Origin of the sequence: Allobrachymonas wangyanguii, assembly GCF_045055315.1 — a bacterium.
Taxonomy (GTDB): Bacteria; Pseudomonadota; Gammaproteobacteria; order Burkholderiales; family Burkholderiaceae_C; genus Brachymonas; species Brachymonas wangyanguii.
This window is the reverse complement of the sequence record NZ_CP173677.1, coordinates 162,818-186,748: the sequence shown is the minus strand read 5'-3', so window position 1 is coordinate 186,748 and position 23,931 is coordinate 162,818. Positions and strand designations below refer to the sequence as shown.

Here is a 23,931-nt window from a genome sequence, read left to right as displayed (position 1 = left end):
TGCCGGCTCCCCCTGAATGCCCAATGCCGACCATGACTGGTCGGCATTGGACTGGTCCCGGGCATGCAAGCATGCCCGGGATACCCCGTGGATCAAATCACCACGAAGTCGCTGGTCAGCAAGCTGGCGGGCTTGTTTTCCAGAGTGGCAAAGACCGTCGGCGCATACACCGTGTTCGTGCCATCTGCATCGTAGGACAAATTGCCGGTTGCGCTGTCATACAGCACCGTCGGATTTTGCGTGGTAGCGCTGCTGCCAAACTCCAACGTCCATGCCGGTGAAGTGCCTTCCAGACCAGGGAAATAGCGGGAATCCAGTACCAGCTTGTCGCCTTGGGCAGCATTGAAATCCTTCACCACATCAGCGTTGGCTGCAAGCAAGGGCGCAGTGAACACGAAGCGATCCGCACCTGCACCACCTGTGAGGGTGTCAACGCCGGCTCCGCCAATCAGGATATCGTTACCGTTGCCGCCATTCAGCGTGTCATTGCCGATACCACCGTACAGCCGATCATCGCCATCACCCCCATTGAGCGTATCGTCACCAGCACCGCCGTACAGGGTGTCATTGCCGCCCATGCCGTTCAGTGTGTCAATACCGTCACGGCCATCAATGGTGTCGACTCCCGCCGTACCCGTCAGGGTGTCGGCAGTCACATCGCCAGACAGGGTGGCATTGCTGATCGGCAAGGCAGTCAGGTTGATGATCAGGTGGCTTTCAACCACGTCACCATCTCCATCCACAAACCTGAACAGGGCCACTTCCGGGTCGTAATTGACAACGCTCGCAGGCGGATCGTAGGTGTAGTTCCCGGACTCTGTGCCTTGTGCCATGGCAATGGTCAGCACGCCACCCTTGGCCGTGGTAACTTGCAGTTTGCCGTTGCCCAGATGCTGCCACGTTCCGCCGTTGCCAGTCATCGCCTGACCATCCCAAGTGTAGATATGGCCGCCGATTTCCACCCTGGCCACATAACCGCCATCTCCACCAAAGCCCGAGCCGGGGATGCTACCTGCCAGCAGTGTGCTGTTGATCGCCTGAGGTACTGGCGTAGTTCCGGTCAGGAAAGCTGCCAGATCACTCATGTTGGTCACGACCTTGGCCAGATTGGCATTGTCATCTGCTCCGGTCACACCGTTGTAGGCAATCGGAAACAACTGGTTCAGGTTAGCCCCCGCCCCCATGCCGATGGCATAGGAGACAATCTTGTAGTCCTTGTTGATGTTCAGCTCGCCACGCAGGAAAGATTCCCAGTTGGCCTGGCCCACATCGGTATTGCCACCAGCCTGGAAGCCGGTGATACTTCCGCTGCTGATGCCACTATTGGAACCATTGCTGGCCGTGGGTGCGCCATCCGTCAGCATGTAGGAAATATTGGCAGGATCCTTGCCCTTGGCTACCGGCTGACCATACACCCCGTTTACGGTATCGTGACCGTAAATGCCCTGCGCCGCATTGTTGGCCGCACTGAAGGAGTCGATCAATTCCTGCAGGGCAGCATCATAGTTGGTGGCACCAGAACCATAGTAATTGTTCCAGGCATTAATGATCGCCTTGGCCTGCGCAATGGTCACCCAGCCCGCAGTCTGCTGCGTGGCGCTGTAGTTGAAGCTGGACAGGCTGACCCTGACCTCCCCTTCCTGCGCCGCATTCAGGTTGGCCTGGTACTGATCCAGCATGATGTTCAGGGCATCCTTGGCCGCACCCAGACGGGTCGTGTTGTAGGTTGTGCCGTTGGCCCTGGTAATTGTCACAATGTCATCCATGCTGCCAGACAAGTCCAGACTGATCATGACGTTGGCGTAGAACTTGCTGGCCACACCCACAGTCGAATACACCGGTGAGGCATACGGGCTGTCATCTTCCACGCTGACAACAAATTCTTGCTTGTCGACACTCAAGTCGCCATGCCCATCTCTGACCTGTACATCAAAGGCGAAATCCAGCACGTCTTCGACAGTCTTGTTCGGATGGTCCAGCGGCTTGGTAAGGGTGACATTAACCCCTGCCTCGTACGCATTGGTCGCTCCTGTAGCCAGCGCCGGGGTACTTTCTACCTTGATGACCTCGACATAATCCGGCTGCCCCTTGGTACCGGTGTAACCGATCAGGACGTTATCCGTGGTGTCATCCCATTGGACCAACTTGCCACCAGAGGTAAATGGCGGTGTCAAGGTGGGTGCCGTGAACTTGAAGGTATACGTCAAGCTGTCCACGTCCACGAACTTGATCACACCCAAGGCCTGGGCATTCGCAGCATCCGTCTGGTCAGAGGTTCCGGCACTATCCGGAATACCACCGGTCAGGCCTTCTTCTGAAACCACCATCTTAACCGGTGTACCCGGATCCAACTCGGGCGAGTCATTCTCCCCTGTAATGGTGATTTTCAGGGTCGTGGTTGACAGATCCCCGTCGCCATCCCGAATCGTGTAGACAAAGCTGTCAACTGCGCTATCTCCCTCTCTCATGGTCTGGGCGACTGCATTCGGCTTGTAGGTATACGTGCCGTTGGCCTGCAGCGTCAAGGTACCGTACGCACCTCCAAACGCAGTTCCTACATTACCAACCACAGCCGTCGTTTCATCTGTACCGGCCAGACGAACTCCAACCACCGTCGCGCCATCTGCGCCCTGGATGTCGTTGGTCATCACCGTGCCGTCAGTGATTTCCTGATCTTCCGTGATGGTGCGCGTGTCTGCCAGCGCCGTCGGCACATCGTCCACGATCTTCACCGTCAACGTGCTGCTGGCCGGATCATCATCCATGTCCGTCAGCACCACCGCAAAGTCCTCGAACAGATCGTTCTTGCCATTGGCAGTCGGGTGCGTCTCGTTGTCCTGCAGCGTGTACGTGTACGTCACCACACCCGTGGCCGCATCGTAGCCCGTGATCTTCAGCTCGTTGCCCAGGGGCGTCGTGATCGTCTTGGCCGTGAACACATCATTCGTGATCACTGCCTCGCCATGCACCGTCAGGCTCTTGATGCCGTCCACCGACGTCACCTTGAACGTGCCCGTGGCCGACTCCTCCGTACTTGTCGGATTGCTGCCGTCGGCCAGCGCCTCCTCCTTCACCGTCACATCACCGCCATTCGCCTTGGGCGTCAGGTCCGTGATCGTCGGCGTCGAGTTGTCCAGCGTGATCGTCAGCTTCGCCGTATCCGTATCTCCATCACCATCCGTGATCGTGTACGTGAACACATCGCTCACATCACCCGGCGCGTTGGCATTGCGCACATAGCTGTAGCTGCCGTCCGCGTTCAGTGTCAGCACGCCGTACAAGCCTGCCGTTGCCTGGCCCACCGTGCCCGCAGCAACTCCCGTCACCGCCGTCACCGCCGTCACCGTCACGCCATCGGCTCCCGCCGTATCCTTCTCACCATCGGTCGTGTTCGCATCGTTGCCCGTGGCCACATCCACGCCCGTCAGCACGTTGCCCGTGGCCGGACCCGTCTGACCCGCCGCCACGCTGTCCACGTCATCCACCGCCGTCGGCACATCGTCCACGATCTTCACCGTCAACGTGCTGCTGGCCGGATCATCATCCATGTCCGTCAGCACCACCGCAAAGTCCTCGAACAGATCGTTCTTGCCATTGGCAGTCGGGTGCGTCTCGTTGTCCTGCAGCGTGTACGTGTACGTCACCACACCCGTGGCCGCATCGTAGCCCGTGATCTTCAGCTCGTTGCCCAGGGGCGTCGTGATCGTCTTGGCCGTGAACACATCATTCGTGATCACTGCCTCGCCATGCACCGTCAGGCTCTTGATGCCGTCCACCGACGTCACCTTGAACGTGCCCGTGGCCGACTCCTCCGTACTTGTCGGATTGCTGCCGTCGGCCAGCGCCTCCTCCTTCACCGTCACATCACCGCCATTCGCCTTGGGCGTCAGGTCCGTGATCGTCGGCGTCGAGTTGTCCAGCGTGATCGTCAGCTTCGCCGTATCCGTATCTCCATCACCATCCGTGATCGTGTACGTGAACACATCGCTCACATCACCCGGCGCGTTGGCATTGCGCACATAGCTGTAGCTGCCGTCCGCGTTCAGTGTCAGCACGCCGTACAAGCCTGCCGTTGCCTGGCCCACCGTGCCCGCAGCAACTCCCGTCACCGCCGTCACCGCCGTCACCGTCACGCCATCGGCTCCCGCCGTATCCTTCTCACCATCGGTCGTGTTCGCATCGTTGCCCGTGGCCACATCCACGCCCGTCAGCACGTTGCCCGTGGCCGGACCCGTCTGACCCGCCGCCACGCTGTCCACGTCATCCACCGCCGTCGGCACATCGTCCACGATCTTCACCGTCAACGTGCTGCTGGCCGGATCATCATCCATGTCCGTCAGCACCACCGCAAAGTCCTCGAACAGATCGTTCTTGCCATTGGCAGTCGGGTGCGTCTCGTTGTCCTGCAGCGTGTACGTGTACGTCACCACACCCGTGGGCCGCATCGTAGCCCGTGATCTTCAGCTCGTTGCCCAGGGGCGTCGTGATCGTCTTGGCCGTGAACACATCATTCGTGATCACTGCCTCGCCATGCACCGTCAGGCTCTTGATGCCGTCCACCGACGTCACCTTGAACGTGCCCGTGGCCGACTCCTCCGTACTTGTCGGATTGCTGCCGTCGGCCAGCGCCTCCTCCTTCACCGTCACATCACCGCCATTCGCCTTGGGCGTCAGGTCCGTGATCGTCGGCGTCGAGTTGTCCAGCGTGATCGTCAGCTTCGCCGTATCCGTATCTCCATCACCATCCGTGATCGTGTACGTGAACACATCGCTCACATCACCCGGCGCGTTGGCATTGCGCACATAGCTGTAGCTGCCGTCCGCGTTCAGTGTCAGCACGCCGTACAAGCCTGCCGTTGCCTGGCCCACCGTGCCCGCAGCAACTCCCGTCACCGCCGTCACCGCCGTCACCGTCACGCCATCGGCTCCCGCCGTATCCTTCTCACCATCGGTCGTGTTCGCATCGTTGCCCGTGGCCACATCCACGCCCGTCAGCACGTTGCCCGTGGCCGGACCCGTCTGACCCGCCGCCACGCTGTCCACGTCATCCACCGCCGTCGGCACATCGTCCACGATCTTCACCGTCAACGTGCTGCTGGCCGGATCATCATCCATGTCCGTCAGCACCACCGCAAAGTCCTCGAACAGATCGTTCTTGCCATTGGCAGTCGGGTGCGTCTCGTTGTCCTGCAGCGTGTACGTGTACGTCACCACACCCGTGGCCGCATCGTAGCCCGTGATCTTCAGCTCGTTGCCCAGGGGCGTCGTGATCGTCTTGGCCGTGAACACATCATTCGTGATCACTGCCTCGCCATGCACCGTCAGGCTCTTGATGCCGTCCACCGACGTCACCTTGAACGTGCCCGTGGCCGACTCCTCCGTACTTGTCGGATTGCTGCCGTCGGCCAGCGCCTCCTCCTTCACCGTCACATCACCCCCATTTCGCCTTGGGCGTCAGGTCCGTGATCGTCGGCGTCGAGTTGTCCAGCGTGATCGTCAGCTTCGCCGTATCCGTATCTCCATCACCATCCGTGATCGTGTACGTGAACACATCGCTCACATCACCCGGCGCGTTGGCATTGCGCACATAGCTGTAGCTGCCGTCCGCGTTCAGTGTCAGCACGCCGTACAAGCCTGCCGTTGCCTGGCCCACCGTGCCCGCAGCAACTCCCGTCACCGCCGTCACCGCCGTCACCGTCACGCCATCGGCTCCCGCCGTATCCTTCTCACCATCGGTCGTGTTCGCATCGTTGCCCGTGGCCACATCCACGCCCGTCAGCACGTTGCCCGTGGCCGGACCCGTCTGACCCGCCGCCACGCTGTCCACGTCATCCACCGCCGTCGGCACATCGTCCACGATCTTCACCGTCAACGTGCTGCTGGCCGGATCATCATCCATGTCCGTCAGCACCACCGCAAAGTCCTCGAACAGATCGTTCTTGCCATTTGGCAGTCGGGTGCGTCTCGTTGTCCTGCAGCGTGTACGTGTACGTCACCACACCCGTGGCCGCATCGTAGCCCGTGATCTTCAGCTCGTTGCCCAGGGGCGTCGTGATCGTCTTGGCCGTGAACACATCATTCGTGATCACTGCCTCGCCATGCACCGTCAGGCTCTTGATGCCGTCCACCGACGTCACCTTGAACGTGCCCGTGGCCGACTCCTCCGTACTTGTCGGATTGCTGCCGTCGGCCAGCGCCTCCTCCTTCACCGTCACATCACCGCCATTCGCCTTGGGCGTCAGGTCCGTGATCGTCGGCGTCGAGTTGTCCAGCGTGATCGTCAGCTTCGCCGTATCCGTATCTCCATCACCATCCGTGATCGTGTACGTGAACACATCGCTCACATCACCCGGCGCGTTGGCATTGCGCACATAGCTGTAGCTGCCGTCCGCGTTCAGTGTCAGCACGCCGTACAAGCCTGCCGTTGCCTGGCCCACCGTGCCCGCAGCAACTCCCGTCACCGCCGTCACCGCCGTCACCGTCACGCCATCGGCTCCCGCCGTATCCTTCTCACCATCGGTCGTGTTCGCATCGTTGCCCGTGGCCACATCCACGCCCGTCAGCACGTTGCCCGTGGCCGGACCCGTCTGACCCGCCGCCACGCTGTCCACGTCATCCACCGCCGTCGGCACATCGTCCACGATCTTCACCGTCAACGTGCTGCTGGCCGGATCATCATCCATGTCCGTCAGCACCACCGCAAAGTCCTCGAACAGATCGTTCTTGCCATTGGCAGTCGGGTGCGTCTCGTTGTCCTGCAGCGTGTACGTGTACGTCACCACACCCGTGGCCGCATCGTAGCCCGTGATCTTCAGCTCGTTGCCCAGGGGCGTCGTGATCGTCTTGGCCGTGAACACATCATTCGTGATCACTGCCTCGCCATGCACCGTCAGGCTCTTGATGCCGTCCACCGACGTCACCTTGAACGTGCCCGTGGCCGACTCCTCCGTACTTGTCGGATTGCTGCCGTCGGCCAGCGCCTCCTCCTTCACCGTCACATCACCGCCATTCGCCTTGGGCGTCAGGTCCGTGATCGTCGGCGTCGAGTTGTCCAGCGTGATCGTCAGCTTCGCCGTATCCGTATCTCCATCACCATCCGTGATCGTGTACGTGAACACATCGCTCACATCACCCGGCGCGTTGGCATTGCGCACATAGCTGTAGCTGCCGTCCGCGTTCAGTGTCAGCACGCCGTACAAGCCTGCCGTTGCCTGGCCCACCGTGCCCGCAGCAACTCCCGTCACCGCCGTCACCGCCGTCACCGTCACGCCATCGGCTCCCGCCGTATCCTTCTCACCATCGGTCGTGTTCGCATCGTTGCCCGTGGCCACATCCACGCCCGTCAGCACGTTGCCCGTGGCCGGACCCGTCTGACCCGCCGCCACGCTGTCCACGTCATCCACCGCCGTCGGCACATCGTCCACGATCTTCACCGTCAACGTGCTGCTGGCCGGATCATCATCCATGTCCGTCAGCACCACCGCAAAGTCCTCGAACAGATCGTTCTTGCCATTGGCAGTCGGGTGCGTCTCGTTGTCCTGCAGCGTGTACGTGTACGTCACCACACCCGTGGCCGCATCGTAGCCCGTGATCTTCAGCTCGTTGCCCAGGGGCGTCGTGATCGTCTTGGCCGTGAACACATCATTCGTGATCACTGCCTCGCCATGCACCGTCAGGCTCTTGATGCCGTCCACCGACGTCACCTTGAACGTGCCCGTGGCCGACTCCTCCGTACTTGTCGGATTGCTGCCGTCGGCCAGCGCCTCCTCCTTCACCGTCACATCACCGCCATTCGCCTTGGGCGTCAGGTCCGTGATCGTCGGCGTCGAGTTGTCCAGCGTGATCGTCAGCTTCGCCGTATCCGTATCTCCATCACCATCCGTGATCGTGTACGTGAACACATCGCTCACATCACCCGGCGCGTTGGCATTGCGCACATAGCTGTAGTAGCTGCCGTCCGCGTTCAGTGTCAGCACGCCGTACAAGCCTGCCGTTGCCTGGCCCACCGTGCCCGCAGCAACTCCCGTCACCGCCGTCACCGCCGTCACCGTCACGCCATCGGCTCCCGCCGTATCCTTCTCACCATCGGTCGTGTTCGCATCGTTGCCCGTGGCCACATCCACGCCCGTCAGCACGTTGCCCGTGGCCGGACCCGTCTGACCCGCCGCCACGCTGTCCACGTCATCCACCGCCGTCGGCACATCGTCCACGATCTTCACCGTCAACGTGCTGCTGGCCGGATCATCATCCATGTCCGTCAGCACCACCGCAAAGTCCTCGAACAGATCGTTCTTGCCATTGGCAGTCGGGTGCGTCTCGTTGTCCTGCAGCGTGTACGTGTACGTCACCACACCCGTGGCCGCATCGTAGCCCGTGATCTTCAGCTCGTTGCCCAGGGGCGTCGTGATCGTCTTGGCCGTGAACACATCATTCGTGATCACTGCCTCGCCATGCACCGTCAGGCTCTTGATGCCGTCCACCGACGTCACCTTGAACGTGCCCGTGGCCGACTCCTCCGTACTTGTCGGATTGCTGCCGTCGGCCAGCGCCTCCTCCTTCACCGTCACATCACCGCCATTCGCCTTGGGCGTCAGGTCCGTGATCGTCGGCGTCGAGTTGTCCAGCGTGATCGTCAGCTTCGCCGTATCCGTATCTCCATCACCATCCGTGATCGTGTACGTGAACACATCGCTCACATCACCCGGCGCGTTGGCATTGCGCACATAGCTGTAGCTGCCGTCCGCGTTCAGTGTCAGCACGCCGTACAAGCCTGCCGTTGCCTGGCCCACCGTGCCCGCAGCAACTCCCGTCACCGCCGTCACCGCCGTCACCGTCACGCCATCGGCTCCCGCCGTATCCTTCTCACCATCGGTCGTGTTCGCATCGTTGCCCGTGGCCACATCCACGCCCGTCAGCACGTTGCCCGTGGCCGGACCCCCTCTGACCCGCCGCCACGCTGTCCACGTCATCCACCGCCGTCGGCACATCGTCCACGATCTTCACCGTCAACGTGCTGCTGGCCGGATCATCATCCATGTCCGTCAGCACCACCGCAAAGTCCTCGAACAGATCGTTCTTGCCATTGGCAGTCGGGTGCGTCTCGTTGTCCTGCAGCGTGTACGTGTACGTCACCACACCCGTGGCCGCATCGTAGCCCGTGATCTTCAGCTCGTTGCCCAGGGGCGTCGTGATCGTCTTGGCCGTGAACACATCATTCGTGATCACTGCCTCGCCATGCACCGTCAGGCTCTTGATGCCGTCCACCGACGTCACCTTGAACGTGCCCGTGGCCGACTCCTCCGTACTTGTCGGATTGCTGCCGTCGGCCAGCGCCTCCTCCTTCACCGTCACATCACCGCCATTCGCCTTGGGCGTCAGGTCCGTGATCGTCGGCGTCGAGTTGTCCAGCGTGATCGTCAGCTTCGCCGTATCCGTATCTCATCACCATCCGTGATCGTGTACGTGAACACATCGCTCACATCACCCGGCGCGTTGGCATTGCGCACATAGCTGTAGCTGCCGTCCGCGTTCAGTGTCAGCACGCCGTACAAGCCTGCCGTTGCCTGGCCCACCGTGCCCGCAGCAACTCCCGTCACCGCCGTCACCGCCGTCACCGTCACGCCATCGGCTCCCGCCGTATCCTTCTCACCATCGGTCGTGTTCGCATCGTTGCCCGTGGCCACATCCACGCCCGTCAGCACGTTGCCCGTGGCCGGACCCGTCTGACCCGCCGCCACGCTGTCCACGTCATCCACCGCCGTCGGCACATCGTCCACGATCTTCACCGTCAACGTGCTGCTGGCCGGATCATCATCCATGTCCGTCAGCACCACCGCAAAGTCCTCGAACAGATCGTTCTTGCCATTGGCAGTCGGGTGCGTCTCGTTGTCCTGCAGCGTGTACGTGTACGTCACCACACCCGTGGCCGCATCGTAGCCCGTGATCTTCAGCTCGTTGCCCAGGGGCGTCGTGATCGTCTTGGCCGTGAACACATCATTCGTGATCACTGCCTCGCCATGCACCGTCAGGCTCTTGATGCCGTCCACCGACGTCACCTTGAACGTGCCCGTGGCCGACTCCTCCGTACTTGTCGGATTGCTGCCGTCGGCCAGCGCCTCCTCCTTCACCGTCACATCACCGCCATTCGCCTTGGGCGTCAGGTCCGTGATCGTCGGCGTCGAGTTGTCCAGCGTGATCGTCAGCTTCGCCGTATCCGTATCTCCATCACCATCCGTGATCGTGTACGTGAACACATCGCTCACATCACCCGGCGCGTTGGCATTGCGCACATAGCTGTAGCTGCCGTCCGCGTTCAGTGTCAGCACGCCGTACAAGCCTGCCGTTGCCTGGCCCACCGTGCCCGCAGCAACTCCCGTCACCGCCGTCACCGCCGTCACCGTCACGCCATCGGCTCCCGCCGTATCCTTCTCACCATCGCGTGTGTTCGCATCGTTGCCCGTGGCCACATCCACGCCCGTCAGCACGTTGCCCGTGGCCGGACCCGTCTGACCCGCCGCCACGCTGTCCACGTCATCCACCGCCGTCGGCACATCGTCCACGATCTTCACCGTCAACGTGCTGCTGGCCGGATCATCATCCATGTCCGTCAGCACCACCGCAAAGTCCTCGAACAGATCGTTCTTGCCATTGGCAGTCGGGTGCGTCTCGTTGTCCTGCAGCGTGTACGTGTACGTCACCACACCCGTGGCCGCATCGTAGCCCGTGATCTTCAGCTCGTTGCCCAGGGGCGTCGTGATCGTCTTGGCCGTGAACACATCATTCGTGATCACTGCCTCGCCATGCACCGTCAGGCTCTTGATGCCGTCCACCGACGTCACCTTGAACGTGCCCGTGGCCGACTCCTCCGTACTTGTCGGATTGCTGCCGTCGGCCAGCGCCTCCTCCTTCACCGTCACATCACCGCCATTCGCCTTGGGCGTCAGGTCCGTGATCGTCGGCGTCGAGTTGTCCAGCGTGATCGTCAGCTTCGCCGTATCCGTATCTCCATCACCATCCGTGATCGTGTACGTGAACACATCGCTCACATCACCCGGCGCGTTGGCATTGCGCACATAGCTGTAGCTGCCGTCCGCGTTCAGTGTCAGCACGCCGTACAAGCCTGCCGTTGCCTGGCCCACCGTGCCCGCAGCAACTCCCGTCACCGCCGTCACCGCCGTCACCGTCACGCCATCGGCTCCCGCCGTATCCTTCTCACCATCGGTCGTGTTCGCATCGTTGCCCGTGGCCACATCCACGCCCGTCAGCACGTTGCCCGTGGCCGGACCCGTCTGACCCGCCGCCACGCTGTCCACGTCATCCACCGCCGTCGGCACATCGTCCACGATCTTCACCGTCAACGTGCTGCTGGCCGGATCATCATCCATGTCCGTCAGCACCACCGCAAAGTCCTCGAACAGATCGTTCTTGCCATTGGCAGCAGTCGGGTGCGTCTCGTTGTCCTGCAGCGTGTACGTGTACGTCACCACACCCGTGGCCGCATCGTAGCCCGTGATCTTCAGCTCGTTGCCCAGGGGCGTCGTGATCGTCTTGGCCGTGAACACATCATTCGTGATCACTGCCTCGCCATGCACCGTCAGGCTCTTGATGCCGTCCACCGACGTCACCTTGAACGTGCCCGTGGCCGACTCCTCCGTACTTGTCGGATTGCTGCCGTCGGCCAGCGCCTCCTCCTTCACCGTCACATCACCGCCATTCGCCTTGGGCGTCAGGTCCGTGATCGTCGGCGTCGAGTTGTCCAGCGTGATCGTCAGCTTCGCCGTATCCGTATCTCCATCACCATCCGTGATCGTGTACGTGAACACATCGCTCACATCACCCGGCGCGTTGGCATTGCGCACATAGCTGTAGCTGCCGTCCGCGTTCAGTGTCAGCACGCCGTACAAGCCTGCCGTTGCCTGGCCCACCGTGCCCGCAGCAACTCCCGTCACCGCCGTCACCGCCGTCACCGTCACGCCATCGGCTCCCGCCGTATCCTTCTCACCATCGGTCGTGTTCGCATCGTTGCCCGTGGCCACATCCACGCCCGTCAGCACGTTGCCCGTGGCCGGACCCGTCTGACCCGCCGCCACGCTGTCCACGTCATCCACCGCCGTCGGCACATCGTCCACGATCTTCACCGTCAACGTGCTGCTGGCCGGATCATCATCCATGTCCGTCAGCACCACCGCAAAGTCCTCGAACAGATCGTTCTTGCCATTGGCAGTCGGGTGCGTCTCGTTGTCCTGCAGCGTGTACGTGTACGTCACCACACCCGTGGCCGCATCGTAGCCCGTGATCTTCAGCTCGTTGCCCAGGGGCGTCGTGATCGTCTTGGCCGTGAACACATCATTCGTGATCACTGCCTCGCCATGCACCGTCAGGCTCTTGATGCCGTCCACCGACGTCACCTTGAACGTGCCCGTGGCCGACTCCTCCGTACTTGTCGGATTGCTGCCGTCGGCCAGCGCCTCCTCCTTCACCGTCACATCACCGCCATTCGCCTTGGGCGTCAGGTCCGTGATCGTCGGCGTCGAGTTGTCCAGCGTGATCGTCAGCTTCGCCGTATCCGTATCTCCATCACCATCCGTGATCGTGTACGTGAACACATCGCTCACATCACCCGGCGCGTTGGCATTGCGCACATAGCTGTAGCTGCCGTCCGCGTTCAGTGTCAGCACGCCGTACAAGCCTGCCGTTGCCTGGCCCACCGTGCCCGCAGCAACTCCCGTCACCGCCGTCACCGCCGTCACCGTCACGCCATCGGCTCCCGCCGTATCCTTCTCACCATCGGTCGTGTTCGCATCGTTGCCCGTGGCCACATCCACGCCCGTCAGCACGTTGCCCGTGGCCGGACCCGTCTGACCCGCCGCCACGCTGTCCACGTCATCCACCGCCGTCGGCACATCGTCCACGATCTTCACCGTCAACGTGCTGCTGGCCGGATCATCATCCATGTCCGTCAGCACCACCGCAAAGTCCTCGAACAGATCGTTCTTGCCATTGGCAGTCGGGTGCGTCTCGTTGTCCTGCAGCGTGTACGTGTACGTCACCACACCCGTGGCCGCATCGTAGCCCGTGATCTTCAGCTCGTTGCCCAGGGGCGTCGTGATCGTCTTGGCCGTGAACACATCATTCGTGATCACTGCCTCGCCATGCACCGTCAGGCTCTTGATGCCGTCCACCGACGTCACCTTGAACGTGCCCGTGGCCGACTCCTCCGTACTTGTCGGATTGCTGCCGTCGGCCAGCGCCTCCTCCTTCACCGTCACATCACCGCCATTCGCCTTGGGCGTCAGGTCCGTGATCGTCGGCGTCGAGTTGTCCAGCGTGATCGTCAGCTTCGCCGTATCCGTATCTCCATCACCATCCGTGATCGTGTACGTGAACACATCGCTCACATCACCCGGCGCGTTGGCATTGCGCACATAGCTGTAGCTGCCGTCCGCGTTCAGTGTCAGCACGCCGTACAAGCCTGCCGTTGCCTGGCCCACCGTGCCCGCAGCAACTCCCGTCACCGCCGTCACCGCCGTCACCGTCACGCCATCGGCTCCCGCCGTATCCTTCTCACCATCGGTCGTGTTCGCATCGTTGCCCGTGGCCACATCCACGCCCGTCAGCACGTTGCCCGTGGCCGGACCCGTCTGACCCGCCGCCACGCTGTCCACGTCATCCACCGCCGTCGGCACATCGTCCACGATCTTCACCGTCAACGTGCTGCTGGCCGGATCATCATCCATGTCCGTCAGCACCACCGCAAAGTCCTCGAACAGATCGTTCTTGCCATTGGCAGTCGGGTGCGTCTCGTTGTCCTGCAGCGTGTACGTGTACGTCACCACACCCGTGGCCGCATCGTAGCCCGTGATCTTCAGCTCGTTGCCCAGGGGCGTCGTGATCGTCTTGGCCGTGAACACATCATAACGCCACGTACAGATCACTGCCCACGCGCTTGGTCGCCACGTTCTCCGGTGCAAAACCGGTGCCGTCATCGGTCAGGTGGTACTTCACATCGGCCACGGCCTGGATGCGCACCGGCTGCCCCTTGGCACCGATACCTCCCTCGCCACCGGCGATCTGCAGCTCTTGTTCCGGCGTCTCGGATTGGGCCAAGATGCGAAGGGTAATGTTCTGGATGCTCATGTCTCTCTCCCCTGCCCGCGCTCCCCTGGATGTATGGGGGTTGCGCAGGCGTTACTACTCAAGATGAAGAATGGATGGATGCGGGCTGCTTACTGGCCCGGAATATTTCCAGCAGTGGTGCCATACAGCACGATCTCGACGCGACGGTTCGGCTGGTCGCACTGGGTGCGCTGTGCCTTCTGGTTCGGGTAACGCGCGCGACAGTCGCTCACCACCAACTGGCTTTCGCCACGGCCTTCAGCCTTGAGGTTGCGCGTGGGCAGTTGGTGCTGCTGCAGGGCCTGCTGCACTGTGGCAGCACGACGCTCCGACAGCGTCTGGTTATAGGCGTCGCTGCCCTCCGGATCGGTGTGACCAACAATCTCGATGCGATCCACCCTGGCATCGCTGGCGGCAATGTCACGCGCCACACGCGCGATGTCCTGCTTGCCCTGCTCCAGCATGCTGCCGTAGTCGTGGCGGTCAAACGGGAACAGTGCCGAGGTTTCCAGCGTGTAGGTCTTGAGCGGCACCACGCACTTGGGCTCTACCCGCGACAGCGCGTGCATCTGCTCCTTCTGGGCGCGTGCCAACTGCTGGCCGGTCTCGGCATCCAGCTGCTGCAACACCGGCTTGCCGTCAGCGCCTGCCGCCACGCGGAAATAGGCCACCTCACCCGCCGCCACCTGAAACTTGGGCAGGTTCAGCCGCTTTTCCTGGTAGCGTGTACCCACATCGCTGGGGTGCGCCACCAGCGTGTTCTGGCCCACGCACACCTTCTGCTGCTTGAACGCGCCGTCCTGCAGTGAAGTCATGTACTCGCCATTGACAAAGATATTGACAGCCTGGGTCTGCACCGCACCCGGCTCACGAATGAAGACCGCGCTGGCGATCTCCTGCGCTACCGGCGTCTCCACCTTGCCTTCTGCCAGCGGCTTGGGATACCGGTCACCGCCTGTTGCCACACAGCCGGATAGCGCGACCGCTGCCACCATTCCGAGTACCGGAACCCAGTTGTTCACACGGCTTGCCTGCTTCATGACCATCTCCTTCAGTCGCACCACCCGGCGCCAAGCCGAACAGCATCATGGGTAATAAACGTCATTCAGGAGAGTCAGTTGCCAGCCTCTGTTCCCACACGCATCTGACGCGCAGAAAAGACATGCTCCATTCCACCTGATGACACAACGGCTATTACACATCAGATGCGTTACGCTATGTATCCCTGAAATCCAGTAATATTTCACGAATCTTGCAGCCGCAAAATGCTGCGCATCTGGACAAACCAGGATGTACGACGCCCATCAATAACGAACGATTGTTAGATAATGCGGGATCATGCAATAAATTGGGCAGCCGCACAAGGCTGCCCAGGTTATCCGGCAGATCGTTCCCGCAAGCAGTTCAGGGCACCAGGCGTATCGGCACGGTCAGACGGTAGCCTTGCCCGCGCACCGATTTCACGCACTGCTCCACGCCCATTTCTTCCTGCATCTTCTGGCGCAGACGGGTCATCAGCACCGCCAGACGCTGGCGGGATTGCGAGACGGCATCATCATCCGGATAAAGCAGTTCACACAGGGGGGCATAGCCGAGTTCCTGCCCCGGCGTACCCACCAGCAGGCGCAGCACCCGGTATTCACTGTTGGTCAGGCTCGCGGAACGACCATTGGCATGGGTCAGCCGCAGCAGGTGCTCGCTCAGCATCAGCTGGACATCATCCCGCGGGCGTATGCGGCAGGACAAGTTGAACAGCACCGATTCCAGCTCGCCCACGTGCGTCGGCTTGGTCAGATAGACGTCAGCCCCACTGCCATAGCCCAGGGCACGGTCAGCCTGGTCGCCGCGCGCAGTCAGCATCACGATACCGATTTCCGGGAAAGCCTTGCGAATGCGACGGGTGATGCTGATGCCATCTTCCTGCGGCAGGTTCAGATCCAGCACCAGCACATCGGCAGGGGTTTCTGTCATGGCCACATCCAGCTCGCGTCCGCTGCTGACACCACGCACATGCCAGTCAGGACTGCTCAGATAATCCACCAGCTCGTCGCGCAGCAAGCGGTGATCTTCCACAACAATGATTTCCAGTACGCCAGGCATGACCCTACCATTTGAGATTGTCCGCTAGGCCGGAGCATGCATAACGCGCATTCATGCTCCGGAACGCCCCGGGGAAAACCCGTGTCACGCACCCGATACCAGCTTTCGGGCCCCACAAAATGGCAGTGCAGATATCTGGCACCCAGCCATGACGCATCAAGACTTTCATGCAAAGCCCTGCCTCGAGGTGATTGAAGCCTGATGTCAGCCTTACATTATACAATATATTGTCGGAAAAGGTTATCCCCGGATATGGTGATATTTTCCTCTTTATTACATTCGCGGCGCGCTGCATGCTTGACGGAGCACTCTTGATACTGTAATTGCCTCGCATCTGCCAGCCTGCTCACCCTGGCAAGGTCAGCTCGAACACGACTTCATCCAGCTCTCCCTGGTAGACGATGTCTCCGCCCATGGCCAGCGCCATATGGCGCACCCAGTACAGGCCCAACCCGGTCCCCGTGTGCTGGTGCGAGTGCTCGGCACGGTAGTACTTGGTGAACAGTCGTGATGCATCCGGCTGGTGTCCCTCGGCCACCCGGTTGCAGACCCGCAACCGGAAGCCTTCCTTCCCACCCCCCTGCGACCATGGCTGCAAATGAATGCAGACCTCGCTCTCCGGCTCGCTGTACGCCAGGGCGTTCTCCAGCAAATTGCCGATCATCAGGCGCAGCAGGTCCGGATCGGTCTGCACCGGCTGCTCCAGCCCCGACTCCAGTCGCACTCGCAAGGGTTGCGAACATTCCGCCACCAGTTGCTGCACCAGCACCTGCACATCACACGACTCCCGGCTGATCTGCCAGGCCCCGGTTTCCATCCGGTCGGTATGGCGTACCTTGTCTAGCACCATGTTCATGGCATCCACCGACTGATGGATGCGCTGCAGCCGTCCGGTCACCAGCGGCGGCATGTCCTCCCACCCCTTGGCTACCGCCAGCGCGCCCAGCCGGATGGCCGATAGCGGTGTCTTGAGCTCGTGCAGCAGCATGCCCAGCAGGCCATCCATTTCCTCCCGGCGCGAAGTCTCCCAGTACAGCTCCTGTTGCATGCGTTCCGCCCGCATGCGCACCATCAGCGCGGAACGCAGGGCCAGATGGTCACGCCGCCATTGCACCAGAAACTGCGCAACGCCCACCAGCAGACCAATCGCCAGCTCCGGATACAGCACCGACAGGCTGACATCCGTCAGCGGCAACAAGCCGAGCCAACTCAGTTCGAGGTAGAGCACCATCATGACCTGGGCCAGGAACAGCAGGGCCAGCAACACGCGGATATAGCCATCGCCGAAGCGCACAAACCAGAGGCTGAACAGCCCCCAGAAGCCATACATGATGATCACTGCGACATGCAGCAGCCAGGCTTCGCGCGCATATCCCAGCCACACGGCCAGCAACAGCAACGGGGCCATGGCCAGGTACATCCGGTTCGGCAAGACCGTCCAGCCTGGTGCCTGATAGAGACGAAACAGCCGCAGAAAATACCACTGCATCAGGGCCATGTACCCGATGCTGGCCACGTCCTTCAGCCCCGTCGCCAGCAGGGGCTGCTGCGGAAACAGGTACTTGTCCAGCAAGCCTGCCGTCCCGGACACCACCAGCAGCATGCAGGCCATGGTGGCGGCCGCAATCAGCCACTGCCGATCCCGCGAAGAGCCCCAGTGCAGCAGGCCCAGCACGGCCAGCGTCAGCAACAGCCCGACACCAAAACTGACCAGCAGGCTGCGCTGCATGCCCTGCTGCAGACTCTTTTGCGCATGCATGACCTGCACCTTGAGCACCAGGTGCTGCACGCTCTGCACCCGGATATAGGCCCGCAGATTCGCCGGCGTGGCCCGATCCGGCAGATTCACGACGATATGCCCCTCGCTGCGTCCACGTTCGGTATACGGCACGTGCGTGCCCAGCCTCACATGCTGCCAGTCATCCACCCCGGTCCCGGGCAGGAACACCCGCACATCTTCCAGATAGGGAGGCTGCAGCGTCAGCACCAGATCGCGTGCCGCCATCGGCTCCACATCCACCCGCAGCCAGATCACCGCACTGGTATGCCCCAGCGCCAGCACCTGCGGCATCGGCCGGAACGGCAATTGCTCCACCTGCCCCAGCGTCAGGTTGCCATCCGGATCCATCAGATAACCGCGACTGGAAATATGGTCCGGCAAACCGTCATCGGCCTGCAGTGACAAGGGCAGGAAAACGGCCACACAGGCCAGCAGACAGGTCAGCAGCCAGCGCTCCCAACCTGTTCTTGTCGCCTTGCACCCCTGCTGCATGCCCACCTCCCGTCCAAGCCCAAATGCCTGCTGACGCCATGCGCCCGCAGATCCCGGTTACATTGTGCTACACCCAGCGCCGGTCGTCACAAGCGGTACGACACCAGCGATTCACTGAAGTCGTTGTTGTGCAGCGGCTTGCCTGCTGGCGGAAAGGCGCGCTGCATGCAGTCGGTACGCGGACAGACGCGGCAACCCGGCCCGATCGGCGTGATCTCGCGCGGCTGCTGCAAATCCCAGCCGTCGGCATAGACCAGCTCATGCGCCTGCGACAGTTCGCAGCCGATGCCAAAGGCAAAGCGCTTGCGCGGCGCATGGAAGCTGCCACCGCCGCGCTGCACGCTGCGCGCAATACCAAAGTAGCGCGTGCCATCCGGCATTTCCGCCACCTGCGTCAGAATGCGTCCCGGCTGCACAAAGGCCTCGAACACATGCCACAGCGGACAGGTGCCGCCATGGCGCGCAAAATGCAGCGAGTTGGCACTCTGTCGCTTGGACACGTTGCCGGCCTGATCGACCCGGATCAGGTAGATCGGTACGCCGCGCGCACCACTGCGCTGCAGCGTGCTGAGCCGGTGGCAGATGCTTTCGAAACTCACGGCAAAGCGCCGCTGCAATGATTCCACGTCGTAGCGCGAGGCACGCGCCGCCTCCAGGAACGGCGTATACGGCAACAGCATGGCACCGGCAAAATAATGCGCCAGCCCCTGCCGCGCCAGCGTCAGCGTCTGTGCATCGCGCAACGCCGGATCCTCGATACAGGCCTGCTGCAACACATCGCCGTAAGCCAGGAACACCAGCTGCGTCGCCATCTGGAATGCCTGCTGCGCATCGCTGAGCGCCGGGTTCAGCTCCAGCCGCTTGCGCCGCGCATCGTAGCGGCGCAGCTCGTGCGAGCCCTGTTCGCTCGCCACCACCTCCACGCCATGCGCCTCCTTCAGGCGCGCGCGCAACACCAGCGCGCGCCGTCCCGGCTCCACGCCCCACTCCTGCGCCAGCTGTTCGGCCAGCCGATCCAGCCCGTCAAAATAGTTATCGTTGCGGTTGAAGAACTCGCGTGCCGCCTCGTGCGGAAACGGCGCCGTCGGCATCTGGCGCGAATCGCCATAAAAGCGCTCCACCAGCTGCTGCAGTTCATCCTGCAGGTGCAGCTGCTCCTGGTACAAGCGCACCAGCACCTCGGCCATGACCGGCACCGTGTGCACCATGCGGTCCAGGTCGGCCGGCGTCACGTGCTGCTCGCCGGCCAACCGCTGGTCGCGGAAGATGCTATCCAGCTCGCCCAGCAGACGCCGGCTGCGGTCTTCCGAGAAATCGCTCAGGTCCACCTGGAATACCTGCGCCAGCTTCAGCAGCACCGAGGCCGTCACCGGCCGCTGGTTGTTCTCCAGCTGGCAGATATAGCTGAACGACAACCCGAGCCGCTCGGCAAACGCCGTCTGCGACATCTGGTTCTTTTCACGCAGCCGGCGCAAGGCCGGCCCCATCAGCAGCTTGCGGCTCATGCAGGCACTCCGGTTCTTTCACAACATTTACAAGACCGGACCATTATCTGTGAAAGCCAACACAAGAACACACGAACTCTCCATAACTTGGTAGAAACCCGCAAAAGGATTGTGAAAGCTGTAAATACCATTCCTGTAAATTCTTTTTCCCCAGAGTCGAGGAGACACCCCATGAGCATCCCCCAGGTTCCGCTGCTGATCAACGGCGAATTTGTCCAGTCCAAGACCACCGAGTGGCGCGACGTTGTCAACCCTGCCACGCAGGAAGTCATCGCTCGCGTGCCGATGGCTACCCAGGAAGAACTGGATGCCGCAGTAGCTGCCGCCAAGGAAGCCTTCAAGACCTGGCGCTACACCCCCATCGGCACCCGCGCCCGCATCTTCCTGAAGTACCAGCAGCTGATCCGCGAAAACATCAAGGAAGTCGCCGCCATCCTGACGCGTGAACAGGGCAAGACCCTGCCCGACGCCGAAGGCGACGTGTTCCGCGGCCTGGAAGTGGTCGAGCACGCTGCCAACATCGGCACGCTGCAGATGGGCGAATTCGCCAACAACGTGGCCGGCGGTGTCGACACCTACACCATCCTGCAGCCGCTGGGCGTCTGCGCCGGCATCACGCCGTTCAACTTCCCGGCCATGATCCCGCTGTGGATGTTCCCCATGGCCATCGCCACCGGCAACACCTTCGTGCTGAAGCCCTCCGAGCAGGACCCGATGTCCACCATCCGTCTGGTCGAGCTGGCCATCGAAGCCGGCATCCCGGCTGGCGTGCTGAACGTGGTGCACGGCGGCGTTGACGTCGTCAACGGCATCTGCGACCACAAGGACATCAAGGCGATCAGCTTCGTCGGTTCCACCGGCGTCGGCACCCACGTCTACAACCGCGCCAGCCTGGCCGGCAAGCGTGTGCAGTGCATGATGGGCGCCAAGAACCACGCCATCGTGCTGCCCGACTGCAACAAGGAGCAGACCCTGAACGCCCTGGCCGGTGCCTCCTTCGGTGCCGCTGGCCAGCGTTGCATGGCGCTGCCGGTCGTGATCCTGGTCGGCGAAGCCCGCAACTGGGTGAACGAGATCGCCGAGCGCGCCAAGAGCCTGAAGGTCGGCAACGGTGCCACCCCCGGCGTGGACGTCGGCCCGCTGGTCAACAAGAGCGCCCGTGCCCGCGTCGACAACCTGATCGCCTCCGGCGTGGAACAGGGTGCCACCCTGGTGCTGGACGGCCGCAACCCGCAGCTGGACGGCGCGGAAGCCAACGGCAACTTCGTCGGCCCGACCCTGTTCACCGACGTCACCGTCGACATGGACATCTACAAGCAGGAAATCTTCGGCCCGGTGATGTGCGTGATGGGCGCCGAGACCCTGGAAGAAGCCATCCAGATCATCAACGACAACCCGAACGGCAACGGTACCGCCCTGTTCACCCAGAGCGGCGCTGCGGCGCACAAGTTCCAGGAAGAGATCGACGTCGGTCAGGTCGGCATCAACGTGCCGATTCCCGTGCCGGTCCCGCTGTTCTCCTTCACCGGTTCGCGCGCATCCAAGCTGGGCGACCTGGGCCCCTACGGCAAGCAGGTCATCACGTTCTACACGCAGACCAAGACCATCACCAAGCGCTGGTTCGACGAAGCCAACGCCGGTGGCGTGCACACCACCATCAGCCTGAAGTAAAAGGCAGTAGCAGGCCCTCGCGGCCTGTTATTCCCCCGGTGATCCGGTTCCCCGTAACTGGCTCCACCGGGGTTTTCGCCGGCTGCCACCACACCCACAAGCCGCCGCCGGCGTCCGCCCAGGAGACAGTCCCCATGTATTTCGATCTGACCGACGACCAGCAGCAATTCGTGGCTGCCGCCCGCGACTTTGCCGCCGGCGAACTGGCCCCCCACGCCGCGCAGTGGGATGCCGAACACACCTTCCCGCGCCAGGCCATCGCTACCGCCGGTGCACTCGGCTTCTGCGGCCTGTACGCCTCCGAAACATACGGCGGCCTCGGCCTGGCCCGTCTCGATGCCACCCTGGTGTTCGAGGAACTGGCTGCAGTCGATCCCTCCACCACCGCCTTCATCACCATCCACAACATGGCCACGTGGATGATCACCAGCTGGGCCAAGCCGGAAATCGCCGAGCAGTACGCTCCCGCGCTGACCGCCGGTGAACAGCTCGCCAGCTACTGCCTGACCGAACCCGGCGCCGGCAGCGATGCCGCCAGCCTGCGCACCACCGCCGTGCTGCAGGGCGACGAATACGTCATCAATGGCGAAAAGATGTTCATCTCCGGCGCTGGCAGCACCGATGTGCTGGTGCTGATGGCCCGCACCGGCGGCCCCGGTGCCGATGGCATCTCCGCCTTTCTGGTACCGGCCAACCTGCCCGGCATCCAGTACGGCAAGAACGAGGAAAAGCTCGGCTGGCTCAGCCAGCCCACGCGAGCCATCAGCTTCAGCGATGTGCGCATCCCGGCCAGCCACCTGCTCGGCCAGGAAGGCGAAGGCTTCAAGATCGCCATGAAGGGCCTGGATGGCGGCCGCATCAACATCGCCACCTGCTCCGTCGGCGGTGCCCAGGGCGCGCTCAATGCCGCCGCCCAGTACATGCAGGAACGCCAGCAGTTCGGCAAGCCGCTGGCTGCCTTCCAGGCGCTGCAGTTCAAGCTGGCCGATATGCAGACCGAACTGATCGCCGCGCGCCAGATGGTGCGTCTGGCCGCCTACAAGCTCGATACCCGCAGCAGCGATGCCAGCACCTACTGTGCCATGGCCAAGCGCTTTGCCACCGACGCCTGCTTCCAGGTCGTCAACGAGGCGCTGCAACTGCACGGCGGCTACGGCTACCTGCGCGAATTCCCGCTCGAGCGCCTGCTGCGCGACCTGCGCGTGCACCAGATCCTCGAAGGCACCAACGAAATCATGCGCGTCATCGTGGCGCGCCGCCTGCTCAGCGACCGTGGCCTCGACAGCCTGCGCTAAGCCCCCGATTTGACTTCATTGACAGACACACCCAGGAGACATTCATGAACATCGCATTCATCGGTATCGGCAACATGGGCGGCCCCATGGCCATCAACCTGCAGAAAGCCGGCCACACGGTCAAGGCATTTGACCTGTCCCAGGCCGCCTGCGACACGGTCAAGGCCGAAGGCGTCAGCATCGCCACCAGCGCCATCGACGCTGCCAGCACGGCCGACGTCGTCGTCAGCATGCTGCCCGCCAGCGCCCATGTCGAAGCCCTGTACCTCGGCAAGGACGGCCACCCCGGCCTGCTCGACATCCTGCCAGCCGGTGCGCTGATCATCGATTGCAGCACGATTGCAGCCGCCAGCGCCCAGAAAGTCGGCACTGCCGCCCAGGCCAAAGGCTACGACTTCATCGATGCCCCGGTCTCCGGCGGTACCGCCGGTGCCGCTGCCGGCACGCTGACCTTCATGGTCGGCGGCCCGGATCAGGCGCTCGAACGCGCCCGCCCGCTGCTGGAAAAAATGGGCGCCAACATCTTCCACGCTGGCGCCATCGGTGCCGGCCAGACCGCCAAGATCTGCAACAACATGCTGCTCGGCATCCTGATGGTCGGCACCAGCGAGGCCATGGCCCTGGGCCTGGCCAACGGCCTCGATCCGAAGGCGCTGGCCGAGATCATGCGCCGCAGTTCCGGCGGCAACTGGGCGCTCGAGAAATACAACCCGGTGCCGGGCGTGATGGACGGCACCCCGGCCGGCCGCGGCTACACTGGCGGCTTCGGCACCGACCTGATGCTGAAGGATCTGGGCCTGGCCCAGGAAAACGCCATGCACGTGCGCGCCAGCACGCCGCTGGGCGCCATGGCACGCAGCCTGTACGCAGCCCACAGCCTGTCCGGCAAGGGCGGCATGGACTTCTCCAGCATCATCCAGATGCTGCAAAAGGCCGACTAAGCCCGCGCAGGTTCCACACTGCGTGGCTGACA

At 62.5% G+C, this 23,931-nt stretch carries 14 protein-coding genes; 3 read left to right on the top strand and 11 right to left on the bottom strand.

The window, feature by feature from the left end; all coding sequences use genetic code 11:
* Positions 1 to 92: 92 nt before the first annotated feature.
* From ACI3EV_RS00855 to ACI3EV_RS00805, 11 genes are all read right to left on the bottom strand, one after another.
* Positions 93 to 4,331 carry an Ig-like domain-containing protein gene (locus ACI3EV_RS00855; RefSeq protein WP_405198052.1) on the bottom strand — a complete coding sequence of 1,413 codons (4,239 nt, stop codon included), beginning with the start codon at positions 4,329 to 4,331 and terminating at the stop codon, positions 93 to 95.
* The gene (locus tag ACI3EV_RS00850) at positions 4,324 to 5,430 is read right to left on the bottom strand and encodes an Ig-like domain-containing protein (protein ID WP_405198007.1); all 1,107 of its coding nucleotides are present in this window, start codon (positions 5,428 to 5,430) and stop codon (positions 4,324 to 4,326) included. Before ACI3EV_RS00850 ends, ACI3EV_RS00855 begins: the two co-directional genes overlap by 8 nt.
* Before the next feature lies 1 nt (position 5,431).
* Positions 5,432 to 5,914: an Ig-like domain-containing protein gene (locus ACI3EV_RS00845; protein ID WP_405198006.1), complete on the bottom strand. Its 483-nt coding sequence runs from the start codon at positions 5,912 to 5,914 to the stop codon at positions 5,432 to 5,434.
* Entirely contained in the window at positions 5,892 to 8,906 is a 3,015-nt protein-coding gene (locus ACI3EV_RS00840; RefSeq protein WP_405198005.1) for an Ig-like domain-containing protein, read from the bottom strand. The genes ACI3EV_RS00845 and ACI3EV_RS00840 overlap by 23 nt, the downstream gene beginning before the upstream one ends.
* The gene (locus tag ACI3EV_RS00835) at positions 8,863 to 9,351 is read right to left on the bottom strand and encodes a hypothetical protein (RefSeq protein WP_405198004.1); all 489 of its coding nucleotides are present in this window, start codon (positions 9,349 to 9,351) and stop codon (positions 8,863 to 8,865) included. The genes ACI3EV_RS00840 and ACI3EV_RS00835 overlap by 44 nt, the downstream gene beginning before the upstream one ends.
* Positions 9,352 to 9,416: 65 nt before the next feature.
* On the bottom strand, positions 9,417 to 13,910 hold the full coding sequence (locus tag ACI3EV_RS00830; protein ID WP_405198003.1) for a beta strand repeat-containing protein: 4,494 nt from the start codon (positions 13,908 to 13,910) through the stop codon (positions 9,417 to 9,419).
* A 1-nt stretch (position 13,911) separates the two neighbouring features.
* The gene (locus ACI3EV_RS00825) at positions 13,912 to 14,136 is read right to left on the bottom strand and encodes a hypothetical protein (RefSeq protein ID WP_337692167.1); all 225 of its coding nucleotides are present in this window, start codon (positions 14,134 to 14,136) and stop codon (positions 13,912 to 13,914) included.
* An 89-nt stretch (positions 14,137 to 14,225) separates the two neighbouring features.
* Positions 14,226 to 15,155, bottom strand: a complete 930-nt coding sequence (locus ACI3EV_RS00820; RefSeq protein WP_337692166.1) for an OmpA family protein — start codon at positions 15,153 to 15,155, stop codon at positions 14,226 to 14,228.
* Positions 15,156 to 15,519: 364 nt separating this feature from the next.
* On the bottom strand, positions 15,520 to 16,215 hold the full coding sequence (locus ACI3EV_RS00815; protein ID WP_337692165.1) for a response regulator transcription factor: 696 nt from the start codon (positions 16,213 to 16,215) through the stop codon (positions 15,520 to 15,522).
* A gap of 346 nt (positions 16,216 to 16,561) precedes the next feature.
* The gene (locus ACI3EV_RS00810) at positions 16,562 to 18,487 is read right to left on the bottom strand and encodes a 7TM-DISM domain-containing protein (protein ID WP_337692164.1); all 1,926 of its coding nucleotides are present in this window, start codon (positions 18,485 to 18,487) and stop codon (positions 16,562 to 16,564) included.
* Positions 18,488 to 18,573: 86 nt separating this feature from the next.
* Positions 18,574 to 19,992 (bottom strand): short-chain fatty acyl-CoA regulator family protein, encoded by a 1,419-nt coding sequence (locus ACI3EV_RS00805; RefSeq protein ID WP_329771878.1) that lies wholly within the window; start codon positions 19,990 to 19,992, stop codon positions 18,574 to 18,576.
* A 171-nt stretch (positions 19,993 to 20,163) separates the two neighbouring features.
* Between ACI3EV_RS00805 and ACI3EV_RS00800 the strand changes: the two genes are divergently transcribed.
* The 3 genes from ACI3EV_RS00800 to mmsB all read left to right on the top strand — a co-directional run bounded on the left by ACI3EV_RS00800 (position 20,164) and on the right by mmsB (position 23,899).
* Positions 20,164 to 21,663 (top strand): CoA-acylating methylmalonate-semialdehyde dehydrogenase, encoded by a 1,500-nt coding sequence (locus ACI3EV_RS00800; RefSeq protein ID WP_018716101.1) that lies wholly within the window; start codon positions 20,164 to 20,166, stop codon positions 21,661 to 21,663.
* A 134-nt stretch (positions 21,664 to 21,797) separates the two neighbouring features.
* Positions 21,798 to 22,958 (top strand): acyl-CoA dehydrogenase family protein, encoded by a 1,161-nt coding sequence (locus ACI3EV_RS00795; protein WP_329771876.1) that lies wholly within the window; start codon positions 21,798 to 21,800, stop codon positions 22,956 to 22,958.
* Between the two features lie 44 nt (positions 22,959 to 23,002).
* Positions 23,003 to 23,899, top strand: coding sequence for a 3-hydroxyisobutyrate dehydrogenase (gene mmsB, locus ACI3EV_RS00790; protein ID WP_405198002.1), 897 nt, complete (start codon positions 23,003 to 23,005; stop codon positions 23,897 to 23,899).
* The last annotated feature ends 32 nt before the right edge of the window (positions 23,900 to 23,931 follow it).

Bases quoted from the DNA above. Each gene is read 5' to 3' on its own strand.
- ACI3EV_RS00855 (WP_405198052.1), bottom strand. From the start codon at position 4,331: ATGGATGATGATCCGGCCAGCAGCACGTTGACGGTGAAGATCGTGGAC.
- ACI3EV_RS00825 (WP_337692167.1), bottom strand. From the start codon at position 14,136: ATGAGCATCCAGAACATTACCCTTCGCATCTTGGCCCAATCCGAGACG.
- ACI3EV_RS00820 (WP_337692166.1), bottom strand. From the start codon at position 15,155: ATGAAGCAGGCAAGCCGTGTGAACAACTGGGTTCCGGTACTCGGAATG.
- ACI3EV_RS00815 (WP_337692165.1), bottom strand. From the start codon at position 16,215: ATGCCTGGCGTACTGGAAATCATTGTTGTGGAAGATCACCGCTTGCTG.
- ACI3EV_RS00810 (WP_337692164.1), bottom strand. From the start codon at position 18,487: ATGCAGCAGGGGTGCAAGGCGACAAGAACAGGTTGGGAGCGCTGGCTG.
- ACI3EV_RS00805 (WP_329771878.1), bottom strand. From the start codon at position 19,992: ATGAGCCGCAAGCTGCTGATGGGGCCGGCCTTGCGCCGGCTGCGTGAA.
- ACI3EV_RS00800 (WP_018716101.1), top strand. From the start codon at position 20,164: ATGAGCATCCCCCAGGTTCCGCTGCTGATCAACGGCGAATTTGTCCAG.
- ACI3EV_RS00795 (WP_329771876.1), top strand. From the start codon at position 21,798: ATGTATTTCGATCTGACCGACGACCAGCAGCAATTCGTGGCTGCCGCC.
- mmsB (WP_405198002.1), top strand. From the start codon at position 23,003: ATGAACATCGCATTCATCGGTATCGGCAACATGGGCGGCCCCATGGCC.